The 13,384-nt window shown below is 39.9% G+C and carries 12 protein-coding genes; 5 read left to right on the forward strand and 7 right to left on the reverse strand.

Annotation, left to right across the window (positions count from 1 at the left end):
* Window positions 1–161: 161 nt before the first annotated feature.
* The gene (locus NYP67_RS03285) at window positions 162–542 is read left to right on the forward strand and encodes a recombinase family protein (protein WP_102705002.1); all 381 of its coding nucleotides are present in this window, start codon (window positions 162–164) and stop codon (window positions 540–542) included.
* Between the two features lie 216 nt (window positions 543–758).
* Here NYP67_RS03285 and NYP67_RS03290 read toward each other — a convergent pair whose 3' ends face one another.
* On the reverse strand, window positions 759–1,916 hold the full coding sequence (locus NYP67_RS03290) for a Panacea domain-containing protein (protein WP_415680708.1): 1,158 nt from the start codon (window positions 1,914–1,916) through the stop codon (window positions 759–761).
* A 626-nt stretch (window positions 1,917–2,542) separates the two neighbouring features.
* Here NYP67_RS03290 and NYP67_RS03295 point away from each other — a divergent pair.
* The 4 genes from NYP67_RS03295 (at window position 2,543) to NYP67_RS03310 (ending at window position 7,551) form a co-directional block, all read left to right on the forward strand.
* A complete protein-coding gene (locus NYP67_RS03295; RefSeq protein ID WP_050543289.1) occupies window positions 2,543–3,670 on the forward strand; it encodes a hypothetical protein in 1,128 nt (375 codons plus the stop codon).
* A 561-nt stretch (window positions 3,671–4,231) separates the two neighbouring features.
* The gene (locus NYP67_RS03300) at window positions 4,232–5,533 is read left to right on the forward strand and encodes an MFS transporter (RefSeq protein ID WP_032839296.1); all 1,302 of its coding nucleotides are present in this window, start codon (window positions 4,232–4,234) and stop codon (window positions 5,531–5,533) included.
* Between the two features lie 194 nt (window positions 5,534–5,727).
* Window positions 5,728–6,984 carry a serine/threonine transporter SstT gene (gene sstT, locus NYP67_RS03305; RefSeq protein ID WP_473411173.1) on the forward strand — a complete coding sequence of 419 codons (1,257 nt, stop codon included), beginning with the start codon at window positions 5,728–5,730 and terminating at the stop codon, window positions 6,982–6,984.
* 144 nt (window positions 6,985–7,128) lie between these two features.
* Window positions 7,129–7,551, forward strand: coding sequence for a GNAT family N-acetyltransferase (locus tag NYP67_RS03310; protein ID WP_016799377.1), 423 nt, complete (start codon window positions 7,129–7,131; stop codon window positions 7,549–7,551).
* Window positions 7,552–7,558: 7 nt separating this feature from the next.
* Here the strand turns inward: NYP67_RS03310 and epsC are convergent, their stop codons facing one another.
* The 6 genes from epsC to NYP67_RS03340 all read right to left on the reverse strand — a co-directional run bounded on the left by epsC (window position 7,559) and on the right by NYP67_RS03340 (window position 13,169).
* On the reverse strand, window positions 7,559–8,416 hold the full coding sequence (gene epsC, locus NYP67_RS03315) for a serine O-acetyltransferase EpsC (protein ID WP_473411174.1): 858 nt from the start codon (window positions 8,414–8,416) through the stop codon (window positions 7,559–7,561).
* A gap of 143 nt (window positions 8,417–8,559) precedes the next feature.
* Window positions 8,560–9,492, reverse strand: a complete 933-nt coding sequence (gene cysK / locus NYP67_RS03320; protein WP_473411175.1) for a cysteine synthase A — start codon at window positions 9,490–9,492, stop codon at window positions 8,560–8,562.
* 564 nt (window positions 9,493–10,056) lie between these two features.
* Window positions 10,057–10,860: an energy-coupling factor ABC transporter ATP-binding protein gene (locus NYP67_RS03325; RefSeq protein ID WP_115793856.1), complete on the reverse strand. Its 804-nt coding sequence runs from the start codon at window positions 10,858–10,860 to the stop codon at window positions 10,057–10,059.
* Window positions 10,860–11,711 (reverse strand): energy-coupling factor ABC transporter ATP-binding protein, encoded by an 852-nt coding sequence (locus tag NYP67_RS03330; protein ID WP_004130187.1) that lies wholly within the window; start codon window positions 11,709–11,711, stop codon window positions 10,860–10,862. The genes NYP67_RS03325 and NYP67_RS03330 overlap by 1 nt, the downstream gene beginning before the upstream one ends.
* Window positions 11,693–12,493, reverse strand: a complete 801-nt coding sequence (locus NYP67_RS03335; RefSeq protein WP_016840073.1) for an energy-coupling factor transporter transmembrane component T family protein — start codon at window positions 12,491–12,493, stop codon at window positions 11,693–11,695. Before NYP67_RS03335 ends, NYP67_RS03330 begins: the two co-directional genes overlap by 19 nt.
* Before the next feature lie 76 nt (window positions 12,494–12,569).
* A complete protein-coding gene (locus tag NYP67_RS03340; RefSeq protein WP_004130184.1) occupies window positions 12,570–13,169 on the reverse strand; it encodes a sensor histidine kinase in 600 nt (199 codons plus the stop codon).
* Window positions 13,170–13,384: the final 215 nt, after the last annotated feature.

Consider the following 13,384-nt stretch of genomic DNA (forward strand, 5'->3'; position numbering starts at 1 on the left):
TCAAGCAGAGCGATAACAACCTCGCCATAGCCTACTATCGCTTCTCTTCTTATAGCCAGAACGAGGCGTCGATAGACCAGCAGCGGTAGCAGGCACAGGCGTTCGCCAAGGCTCACGGGTACAACATCGTGAAGGAGTACGAGGAGGCTGCCATGTAGGGCATGACGAGCGACCGCCCGCAGTGCCAGCTCATGCTCTCCGAGGTGGGCACGATAAGGCCGGCTGCCGTCATCCTGTGGAAGACGTACAGGCTGGGGTGTGATCGTTTCGAGCTTGCTGCGGATGCGAAACGGCGGATTCGCGATGCTCTATGTCGCATCTGCCTCATCGCAGAGCCTACACCAGATGATTCGCCGGAGTCGGTGCTTATGGAGACGATGATGGAGGGCATGTCCGAGTTCTACTCAAGGCAGCTGTCCGTCAACATCAAGCGTACTTCGACAGGTTTCTCCATGCAGAGTTCGACAATCCAGAAGTTAGGGATTCCGTTCTGGAATACTTTGTTAACAAAATCTATTTACATGAGGACAGACTCGTGGTGACGTTTTGGTACTCGGAGTACAAACGCGAGGTTCCTATGGAGGTGCTGAACGGAGGGAACGGAAGACCCTTTTGCTGAAGGGGAAGCCGTCGAGTTCGATTGCCCCCCCCCCCTAGCTCCACAAACGCAAAAACGCCACTGCTAAAACAGTGGCGTTTTTTGTTGTTGTTCTAGTGTTTAACATATCATGAACTGCTGTAAAGTCGCGCAAAATGCGTTAACTATCTTTGCTTTTTGCGGACTTTCCGTTGGATTCACTATTTCTGTTGGCTTCACTCTTTCCGTTAGTATTGGTTTTTCCACCAGTCTTGGATTTTTCACCAGTTTTGGATTTTCTGCTGGCTTCACTCTTTGCGCTAGTCGCAGGATTCCTGCTAGTTGTAGTGTTCGTGCTGTGCGTAGTGTTTCCGCTAGTCGTAGCCTTTGCGTTGTTTGCAGTGTTTCCACTGTTTGTAGTCGTGTTACTAGTTTTACTACTACTTTTACTAGTCGTGTTTTGAGTCGTGTTACTACTAGTGTTGTTTGTACTCATGTTACTAGTTTTACTAGTGTTGTTTGTACTCGTGTTTTGAGTCGTGTTTTGTTGTTTTACTGCTTCTAGGTTATGTTGAAAGTTTTGGCGTTTAATCTCGTTCTTCTCGTATTCGCATAATTGTTTTCCTAGGCTTCTAGCTATCATGCGTGCTCGAGTTTTAATATTATTATCCGACATGTTTTTGAACTCGTTTAGCATGCTGATTTTACGCATGACCATGTTTTCAGCGTCTATGAGTTCTTTACAATGATTATTAACCGCGTGCGCTTGATTTTGTGCTTCTAGTTTTTCTTTTTCTGCTTGCTTGCATTTTTTAAGATGCGCGTCTCTTAGACGGCGTATAGCGTTTTCAACGCTTCTACTTCTTGTGTTCGCGCGCCCTTCGGCAATTACAGGGTTTTTCGCATAATAGTCGTGGATGATTTTATGTGATAGTTCAGTATCGCATGCGTTGTTAGTGTCAACGCCTCTTCTAGCGTCAACCCATGGTAGTTCACTGCGCGCTCTGGCGGCTAAGTCTTGTGTAGTGTAATCTTTTAACGCTTCGCAAACGGCGTATACTACGCGTAGTTGGGAGCGGTTAAATGTTTTGTATAGTTCGATTGGGCTGAAGATAATATTGTTTTCGCTTACTTCGTCTTGTGTTAGGTAGCATATGTTAAATAGTTCTAGGCATACTGGCCCGTTTTTCCATGCTTGGAATGAGTTGGGGAATAATTGTATGCTTGTTGTGGATAAGTATTGTGCTTGACAGTAGTATGTGAGTAGTTCTAGTCTTTCGTGGCTCATTTTTCCGTAATTGTGTAGTATTGCGTATGCTACGCGTTTGATTGTAGACATTTTAGTATTCCTTTCACCGTTGAAAAGATATGACTATTGGTGGGGTAATGGTTTTTATTTTGCGAAAACGTTACCATACGAGTTGCGTATGGTACAAACTGGCGGCGTGTCGCGAATCGACTTGCATGGGCGTTTTGACTGAACTTGAAATTGCATAACGCATTTCAAGCTCATTCAAAGCGTGATTTGGCTCAAATGTAAAGTCCAGTGGACTTTACATGAGGCGAAGACGTTCGCGCGCTGTAACGCGAGAACGACATGACCTGCCTGAGCGCTTAGGCCTCGCAAGCGACGCGACACACCCGAAAATCCTTTTCTTAAAAAAACCTGGGAAAATTCTTCAAAAACCTTGAAATGCGTATTTTTACGGTTTAAGTGTTGTTTATCATCAAATTTTACGGCAATAGTGGCCTTAATTGTGGATTAGTTTGTGTATAACATCATTTTTTTCGGTTTGGCATGTGTGGCTGAGGCTTGACTTTTTCAAACGGGGGGGGGTATGTTAATAGCAACATCACACGGTGGATAACCGTTGGTGGAAATGCGCGAACGCGTGTTTTAGATTTTCCCCGATCTATCGCGGGTTTTCTGCGATGTGAATGGGGGAGAAGAAGAAAGGAAATAAAATGATGAATAAGAAGGCTATCGCCGCTTTCGCTGCTGGCGCAACTTTGCTTGCCGGCTTCGCAATGGCAACCCCAGCATTCGCTGCTGTTCCACGTACTGTCAGTACTGATGAAGCTAAGGATGATTCGTTTGCTCTTAAGACTTTGAAGGCAGCTTTGAAGAAGGCTTATGATGATGCTGATACTGCCGAAAATGAAAAGACGAACGCCAAGGCTGCTGCAACTATTGTAGATGAAAATGGTGATCTTTTGAACAAGGCTGACTACAAGCTCAATGATAAAGGTGAGGTTGTCAAGAAGGCTGATGATTCTAAAGATGATGCAGCTACTAAGGCAAATACCTATCGTGAAAAGCTTGCCACATACAAGGCTGCACTTGAGGCTGTAAAGACTGCTGAGGATGCTGTAAACGCTGCAACTCCAAAAGTTGAGCCTTCTAAGGATGCAAAGCGTGTTGCTCTTGCTAAGTTGGATGAAGCTAAGGAAAACTTGGGTAAGGCTCAGGAAGCTAAGGATAAGGCTTTTGCTGAGGCTGATGCTGCTTTCAACGCTAAGCATGAGGCTGAGAATAACTTAAAGGCTGCTCAGCGTGCTCTTAAGGATTACCAGGATGAGAATGCTAAGGATAAGGGTTCTCGTGCTTACAATGCTGAAGTTGAGAGCTTGAAGAAGGTAATCAATGAGGCTAAGGAAGCTTTGGCTGCTGCAAAGACCAAGTTTGCTGATGCAGATAAGGCTTTCAATGAGGCTGCTACTAAGTTCAATAAGGCTTTGAGCGAATATGCTGGTGCTTACAAGAATGCTCAGGCTTCTAAGGCTGATGTTTCTACGTATCCAACTCCAGCTTCTTTGGCTCCTCTTTCTACTGACTACAAGTATGGCACCAACTTTGTTCCATCTACAACAGTTCAGCCAGGTAAGCCAGGTGCTGCAAAGCCAGGCAAGCCAGGTCAGGCTGCTGGCCAGGCTGGCGCTAATGCTGCTGCTGGTGCTAAGACCACTGTGGTTGAGAAGAAGAAGGATGGCGGTAAGAAGTTGCCTGGTACTGGTGTTGGCGTAACTTTGACCGCTTTGGCTGCCACCATGCTTGCTGGCATGGGTGCTGCTGTTCGCAAGGCTCGTCACTAAGCATTGCGCGCGCACTTATGCTAAGTGTGTGAGTGCGTGCTTATGCTCTTTTAGAGTTTGCACTTAACGACTGGTGTGGTGTTTTGTAGGGAAATGCCACACTGGTTTTGCTCTTGATTCTTGCACTTTTGTTTTAATTCTGGTTTGCTATTATTTTCTTTTCTTCCCAGAGTTAGGGCGTTGGTTGCGGGGTTTTGAGTGTTGAGTGTGTTGCTTTCGGTTTTATTTGCTACTAGGGGCATTTAAAATCGAAAGCTTTTTTGTTTTTCAGTTTTTGTTTTTTACTTTTGGCCTATAACCCTCACTTTTTGTCTAAACTGTTTTTTGGTCTATAGCTAACCACTGTTTTTTTGTAGCGTTTTTGTTATTTTGTATTATTATTTGTTGTTTTTTCTTGAACAAGAGTATAGTGTTACTAAATTTGTAGAATAAGCTATTGGATTTGTGTAGTTTGTAGTGAATTATTTAAGTTTGATAGTGATTTGCGAGTAGTTATGCATTTGCAGAAACTTGCATTATGATTTTCGATTTTGCAAGAGCTTTAAGGGAGAGTTGGTTGCTGTGAAGTCAATTTTTAGTAAGAATAATATTTTTATTCGCATGAGATCTATTAGTCCAGCATTGCGATGGGCTTTGGTTGGCTTCTGTTTTTCTATGCTTGGCAATCAGGCGTATGAAGGCTCGGTTTTGCCTTCTATTATTATTGTGGGCTTGCCAGCTTGGGTGATTGGTTTTCGTAAGACTTTTATGACAGTTGCCGATTTTCTTTCGCCATGCTCTGGTTGGATTGTTGATAAGCTTGGCGGTTTTCGCGCTCTTGCTATGACTGAAGGCGTAGAAGGCGTGCTCAGTTTACTACCGCTTCTTATGCTTGGCTCTCCTGCGTGGAAGTGGTCGCTGGTGGCTCTTTCTTGCGCATTGCTGATTACAGGTCAAGTGATTGATATTGCTAGCGAAGTTTTCGAGGTTGATGCTGCCGGCGGTGATGACGGCATGATTGTAAACTACAGCGGCATTGTGAGTATTTTGGCAAGTATTACAGGAACCTTGCTCGGCTCTCCGCTTGGATCTTGGATTGCAAGCTGGTCGATTCCTGCGGTTTTGATTTTCTCGTCCGTGACTTCTTTTGCGGCTTGTGCTACGCGATTTATTATGAAACAAGACATTGCGCAAGCATCTTGCGAAGTAGCGGAAGCGCAGCAAGAGGTAGAGAATGAATCGCAAGAATTGCAGGAATCGCAGACGGAACTGGAAAATAAAGCAGATTCCAAATCTGCAGATAATCAATCTAAAGTTAAGCAATCTGCGAATCCATTACTAAAGAGTAAAATCATGCTTCTTGCCGGGTCTCTCTTGGTTGCTTTTATTCCTGCATGCTCTGTTTCATATATTCTTCTTGGTTTAGGTAAGCAATATGGCTCTAAATCTTTGACGATATTGTATATTTTCACTGGTGTAGGAAGCGTGCTCGCATCCGTTTTGTATGCGCATTCGTCTCAAAAGCTCGGTTTAAGAAAAGTTGCTATTTTAGGCATTATTGTGAGCGCATTTGCTTATTGCTTTATGTTTATTAATCTTTTGCCAATAATGTGCTTTGCATTCTTACTTGAAGCGATTGGCGGAATGCTACTAGTAGAGCCGATTATTGTTTCGCGTCAGATTCTGTTTAAGGGAAGTACTCTCGCTAAGTTTTCTGGTTGGGCGCGCCTTGCGTTTGCGATTGGTGCTACTACTGGTTCTTGGATTGGATTTGCATTCTCATCTACGTTCCAATGGCAGCTTTTGCCTATACTCGCGTTGATTTTTACAGCAGGATTGCTTGTTGTTTTGCCTCAATTACCAAATACTAGTTATGCAGATTAGGTGATTAATGACGATTAATAAGGATTAATAAGGACTAATTTTAAGCAAAAGGCATTGTTAAATCGCTAAAACCTAACGATTTGCATACGTATGCATGCATGTGTATAATATGTAAAAATAGAAAATCTTGCGAGTATGAATACAAATAAAAGAGTATAAAATATTCTGCACAAACTAAATTACAGGAGACTCTCATGCACAAGATTATTCAAAAGTGGAATAGCATTGACCTTATTTTGCGTATTGTTATTGGTCTTTTTCTTGGCGCTGCACTTGGTCTTTTTGTGCCAGCTCACGTTTACGTGCTAGATCTTATGGGAAAGCTGTTTGTAAGCGCACTTAAATCTGTTGCTCCGATTTTGGTATTCTGCCTGGTGATTGGCGCGCTTGCAAAAGCAAAAAGTGTTGGAAACATGAAGCTAGTAATCGTGTTGTATGCGCTTTCCACATTTATTGCAAGCCTTATAGCTGTTTGCGCAGCTATGATTTTCCCTGTTGACTTCACTTTTGCGCATGTTGAAGCAGCATCTTCTCCATCTCCTCAAGGAATTGGTGAAGTTCTTAATTCTCTTGTGTTAAATATTGTTGTAAATCCTGTAGATGCTCTTGCTAAGGGCAACTTTATTGGTATTTTATTCTGGGCAATCGCCTTTGGCGTAGCACTTCGCTTGGCTGAGCCTTCCACTAAAGCATTCTTTGACAACGTTTCGTCTGCTATTGGGAAAATTGTTCACTGGATTATTAACGCAGCACCTTTTGGCATTATGGGTCTTGTTTATACAACAGTTGCAAGCAATGGTCTTCGTATTTTTAGTGAATACGGTTCCGTTATTGCCTTGTTAGTGTGCACTATGGCTGTTGTTGCTTTGATTGTAAATCCTATTTTGGTTTTTGTGCTTACTGGAAAGAATCCGTATCCTCTTGTATTAAGAACATTGCGCGATTCGGGAGTTACAGCGTTCTTTATGCGTTCTTCTGCGGCAAATATTCCTGTAAATATGAATTTGTGCGAAAAACTAGGCTTTAACAAAGACAATTACTCGGTTTCTATACCACTTGGATCAACCATTAATATGAGTGGTGCTGCTATAACGATTTCGATTATGGCTTTGTGTGCTGCTCACACTCTTGGGATTTATGTTGATATTCCAACAGCCGTGATTTTGTCTGCGCTCTCTGCTGTTAGCGCTGCAGGTGCATCTGGTGTAGCTGGTGGCTCGCTTTTGCTTATACCTCTTGCTTGCTCGTCGTTTGGTATTTCAAACGATATTGCTATGCAAGTAGTTGCTATTGGCCTTATTATTGGAGTGATTCAGGATTCGTGTGAAACAGCTCTTAACTCTTCCACAGATGTTCTCTTTACGGCAGTTGGCGAATATCGCATGTGGCAGCGTGCAGGTCTTAAGTTTAAGATGGGCAAAGACCACGAGCCAGTGCAACTTAAAAAGTAGCTGTTGTAGCTGTTGTAGCTGTTGCATCGGTTGTATCGGTTATTAAGTATTCTTACAAGTACGCGTTCTTACGTTTTTATGTTTTTACATTTTTACGTTTTAGAATCGCGCACTTTTGTTATGTTTTGCGAGGTGTTATTGTAAATGAATTTAACAGACGTGCAAATAAAAGAGTACGAAAAATATAATAGCAAAGATATTTTAAGACTATATGATTCTGTTGGTTGGTCTTCGTATACAGATGATTTAGTTGCTTTAGAAAATGGCTTTAATAATTCGCTCAAGGTTTTAGCTGCGTATAAAAATGATGAGCTAGTTGGAATTGCTAGAGCTGTTGGTGACGGATACACTGTTGTTCTTATTCAAGATATTCTTGTTTTGCCAGAGTATCAAAGGCAGGGAATAGGCTCTGCCTTGTTAAATGCGATTGTGGATTTTTACCCTAATGTTCGTCAAATTCAATTAACCACGGATTGTACTGAAAAAACTATTGCTTTTTATAAATCTGCTGGTTTTATTGAGTTATCAGAAATCGAGTGCTGCGGTTTTATAAAAGACAGAGCATAATAGCGTATTAGGCTTTAGGGAAGTGGTAGGTTGTGTTTGCAGGAATGCTGCGGTTTATCCACGCGTTTGCTGCGATTGTACTTCCGCTGCCGATTGTGGTTTCTCCGCCTAAGATTGTTGCGTTTGCGTAAATTACAACATTATTTCCAATATTTGGATGCCGCTTTCCGCCTTTTACAGGATTTCCATTCTCGTCTAGAGCAAAACTTTTTGCACCCAGCGTTACGCCTTGGTAAAGCTTAACATGCTCGCCAATCACAGTTGTTTCGCCAATTACAATGCCAGTTCCGTGATCAATGCAAAAATATGCGCCAATTTTTGCTCCTGGATGAATGTCGATTCCAGTTTTTCTGTGTGCATATTCGCTCATAAGTCTAGGAATTAGCGGTACGTTAAGTTCGTAGAGTGCGTGAGCTGTGCGGTGAATAAGCATTGCATAAAAACCAGGGTATGCGAGCGTTACTTCTACTTTGCTTGTGCAAGCAGGATCGCCTTCATACATGGCTTGAATATCTGTTAAAAGTAACTTTTTAATTGTAGGAAGAGTATTTATAAATTGATTGCAAGTTTCTCGAATTTTAATTGTGTTGCTTGTGTAGCATTGAAGTTCGTGAAATATAATGCGTTCTATAGTGTCTAATGCGTTTGAAGTAACGGTATTCAAACTAGCGTTATTGTTCAAACTAGCGTTGAGTTGCGTAGTATTGTTGCTTTCATTGCGCACATGCAACTCAGGCAAAAGTAGAGCCTGAGTCGCATGTATGAGTGCAATAATATTGCGGTAATTAGGTATGAATGTAGCTTGCCTTATGTCTGAATCGTTAATTGAGTTTAGTTGATTTATAAGGTCAAGGCTATCACTCATACATTTCTCCCGTTATTTTGCTATTTTCTTTATTTTCTATTTTCTTTATTCTACAGTTTTGATCATTATCTAATAATGTTATTTATTATCCATATATTATTTAATCAAAACTTGCGTATTTACAGTAGTGCTCCTAAATGTAGTCAGTCTTCAAATAATGCGGTAGACAAGTATCGATCTCCTGAATCTGGCAGTATTGCAACGATGGTTTTACCCCTGTTTTCTTCTCTTTTTGCTTCTTGGATTGCTGCCCAGATTGCAGCTCCAGAAGAAATACCAACGAGAACGCCTTCTTTTTTGCTTATAAGCTTGCCGCTTTCGATTGCGTCTTCATTTGTTACGTGAACAATGCGATTATAAATGTTTTGGTTAAGCACGTCTGGCACGAATCCTGCGCCGATTCCTTGAATCTTGTGCGCTCCTGGCTTGCCGCCTGCGAGTACAGGGGAGTCGGCTGGTTCTACTGCGATTACTTCCAGATTCGGATTTTGTTCCTTTAAATATGTGCCAGTACCCGTGATTGTGCCGCCTGTTCCAACGCCAGCAATGAGCATATCCACGTTTCCATCAGTGTCTTGCCAAATTTCTGGACCTGTTGTTTTGTAGTGCGCGTGCACATTTGCTTGATTGGTAAACTGCCCCGGAGTCCACGCGTTTGGCGTGTTTTCAACGATTTCCTTTGCTTTGGCGATTGCGCCTTTCATTCCATCTTTAGCTGGTGTGAGCACGAGCTCGGCGCCGTATGCTTTCATAAGTTTTCGGCGTTCAATAGACATGCTTTCTGGCATTACAATAATGCTTTTGTATCCTTTTGTCTGCGCAATCATTGAAAGACCAATGCCAGTATTTCCAGAGGTTGGCTCAACAATTACTGAGCCTGGTTTAATTGTTCCTGCAGCTTCTGCTTCTTCAATCATCTGCTTTGCAATTCGGTCTTTTACGGAGCCTGCTGGGTTAAAGTATTCGAGTTTTACAAGAATTTTTGCTGCTAGATTGTACTCTTTTTCAATGTGTGTAAGCTCCATAAGTGGAGTGTTTCCTACGAGTTCTTGCACGGACTTGTAAATATTAGACATAATATTTCCCCTTACTTGTTTGTTGTTTTACTTGTTTGTTTTTGTTTTGTTTAATTTGTTTTTAATTTTTAAAAATAATTTTTATTAATAAAGCGACTACTGTTTTATTATTTGTTTCTAAAGATGCCATTATTCGTTTAATATTTATTCGTTTTAACATTAACACGTATTAAATTGTTATTTTTTAACGTTATATTCGATTTTTGGCATAAAAAAAAGAAACAGCGCGCTGTTTCTTGAATCGTAATTTGCTGTGTTTTAACGTAAATGCTTTTAACACAGGCTAGATGTTATGCATACTTAGTGCTTGCAAACATCATTTCGATTAAGAAATGCGCAACAGCATACGTTACAACAACAATTTGTCATCATATTTGCATGATACATGTGCACTCCTTTACTAGTCGAAATGGTGATAGGTGAAGACTATAGCGAATGGATTTGTGTTTGTCAAACTTGATTTGTGTTTGCTGATACTAATGTTTATTAACAAATGCTAATTTTAAGAAACTACGCGATTTGTGCATTTGCTTTCTTTGCTGCTTCATTTGATAGTCGGTAGTTTTATTGTTCGTAATAGTCGTTCACAAATTCTTCAACAGATAGGAATGCGTTTTTATAGCCCATTTTTTCACACAGCTTAACAACATCTGGCTTATCTAGTTGTGCGCTAGAAAGTATGTTATCTTGCATAAATGCGTCGCGCGCAGTGCCGTCAAAAAGAACCTTGCCATTGGAAAGCACAACAACTCGATTAAATACTCTAGCCACAAAATTCATATCGTGAAGAACAGCTATAACAGTTTTTCCTTGCAAAACAAGGTGTTTAATAATTGATTCAATACAATTTTTGCCGCAATTGTCCTGAGCAATCGTAGGCTCATCTAAAATAACGACTTGCGTATCCATTGCTAGAATCGACGCAATAGAAACCATTTTCCTTTCACAAAGACTTAAATCGTAAGGATTTACCTCGCTTTTATCTAAAAGTCCTACAAGTTTTAGACTTTCTTTTGCTTGAATCAATGCTTGACTCTTATCAATTCCAATTTTTAAAAGTCCAAACATTACTTCGCGTATAACAGTTGATTCAAAAATCTGGTCATCTGGATTCTGGAATACAAATCCAATATCTTTAGCAAGAGAGGGAACAGTACATTCTGCAATATCTTTACCATTTAATAAAACGCTTCCAGATTTTGGCGTAAGAAGACCTCTAAGGATTTTAAGTAAAGTTGTTTTTCCAGTGCCATTTTGACCAACAATAGCGCATGCTCCAGGAGCAAAAGACAAATTTAGATTGTTGAATATTTGTGATGTTGGAGTATGAGAAAAAGACACATTTCGTATTTCAATAGTAGGAGTCATTATAAGCGATTCCCTTCGTGCGAGCGTAAAATTCGTGACGTTTGCTCAAGAGTTATTGGATACAAGCCATTATTGTTTTTTAACGAAAGTTTTTTGCAAATTTGAGTATAAACAGGAGAATTTACGCCATATTCTTCCAAGTCTTCGCGAGAAAAGATTTTTTGCGGAGTATCAAAATCAATGAGTTTTCCTTCGCTTAAAAGCATTACGCGGTCGCTGTATTGCGCGATTTTTTCCATTTTGTGCTCAACCATAATAATAGTTTGGCCCTGATTTTTTAAGGATTCTACTGCTTTAAAAACCTCTTCGGAACCTTTAGGATCAAGCTGCGAAGTTGGCTCGTCTAAAATTATTACTTCTGGTTGCATAACTAGAATAGCGGCAATAGACATGCGTTGCATTTGGCCGCCAGATAAATCGTATGGAGAGCAATCTTTAAGATGAGCAATGTTAAGCATCTCCATGATTTTCTCTACGCGATTTTGCATCTCGTTTTGCTCAATTCCAAGATTTTCAAGCCCAAACGCAATTTCTTCGTACACAGTAAGCTTCGAGCCTGTAATTTGATTAAAAGGATTTTGAAAAACCAATCCAACTTTTTTGCAAAGACTGTCTATTGGAGTAGTTTTTGCGTTAAGACCGTCTACTTCGACTTTTCCGCCGTACGCTCCGTGGTAAAGATTAGGAACAAGACCTAAAATAGCTTGAGATAATGTTGATTTTCCAGCTCCATTAGCACCTATTATTCCAATAAATTCGCCTTTATGAATATCGCAAGAAATGTCATCTAGCGCAAGAGTTTTACTATAAGGATAGCGATATTTTAAGTGCTCTATATGAATAGCTGCCATGCTACATATCCTAAATTATTAAGTAACGCATAAATAATAGATGCGATTATTACGATTAAACAAGCGCATAAAAATAGCGTATTGTATTTACTTGGCTTAAATGGTTTTATGAATGTTTTTTGATTATTGCACGAAAATCCGCGAACTTCTAAAGCTATAGTTCTTTCTTTAGAACTCATAAACGAAGACATTATAATCGGGGATATTAAAGGCAAAAAAGCTTTGAAACGAGTTATTAGGGAACCTTTTGTTTGTAATCCTCTGCTTCTTTGAGCGTCAACAATAGTCGAAGTTTGCTGTGTTATTTGAGGAATGATTTGAAATAGCGAGACAAAAACATAGCCTATTTTAGGTGGTAAACCAGCTTGTATCATCTCTTGCATCATATTGGAAGGTTTAGTTGTAAGTGTTAAAACACAAAATGCAAACGAAATATTTAATATATTTAGCACAATCTTCATTGCTACTTCAAAACCTTCTTTGCGAGCAATCAAAGGTCCTAGTTTGAATAAAATCGTGTAGTTTCCCGATCTAAAGAAAGTTTGAACTATAAAAATAGTTACAATAATAAAACCAGTAACTTGTATTACGATTTTTATTTTTGCTAGGACCCTTGATGTTGCAAGTAATATTAGGCTCAAAATAATAAAGATAGCGAAAGAAGTATAGCCTCCAAGCAAACTCGGCGTGCTTGTAGCGCATATTACGTATGCAAGCTTGGTTTTTGCAGATAATCCGTTTAGAAACGAATTCTTATCTTCAAATAGGCTGATGCTTTTCATAGTATCTCGTCTTATTGCGCTTATAAAAACTTGTAGAACTTAACGTTTATGCGATTTATTTGCTTGAGATAAACGTTTATTTATCAAGATCTTCGTCATCGGATTGATAGATGGCTATTAAACTCTTAGGAAGAACTTTATAGATTCCAGCTGCAAGGAACAAAACAACAATCTTATCTGGTATATCTACAACAAGCTCATCTACGAATGATGCAAAGAAGCCTTTGGAACCCATTGCTGCAAAAACAGCGTCACCCCAAACGTTTCCAGTGGTTCCACCCCAATAAATCATGTTTAGAGGTGTAGAGATGATTATTGCGATTGCTGCAACAATAAGACTTGTTATAAAAATGTGTAGGCCTTTGTTCATGTACTTTAGTCGTGCAGCGATTCCAACGCTTACGCCAATTGCTGCAGCTGTAATGCTATAGACTGTAGAAATTGGATCAATCGTTAAGCCGTAAACAATATTAGTTAAAAATCCTGCAATTCCGCCTACAACTGGTCCTGCTAAGCAAGCTGAAATGCAAGTGCCTAGTGTGCCAAGCCAAAGTGGTAGTTTTAGCATGCTTGCAAATAGTTTTGCAACATAATTTATGCCGATTGCAGCTGGTATTAGTACGAGTGAAGCAGTAGTTAATTTAACGCTCCAAATATTTTTTAGTTTCTGTACCATTTTGGAATTTCCTATCAGTTAAGGAATAAATTCAAGTTCATTATACGCTTTGCCAAATGTTATTAAAGTAGTTGAAAATTAATGTGTTATAAATTGTTATATTGTTTATTCTGTGTTATTTTGTTCTTTACTATTTGTTTTGTATTAAATCTTTATTGAAAATAATCACATTTAAGATACTTTGCTAGCAAAATCAAAGTGGCTCAAAATCAAAG

The organism is Gardnerella sp. c23Ub_4, from assembly GCF_055804115.1.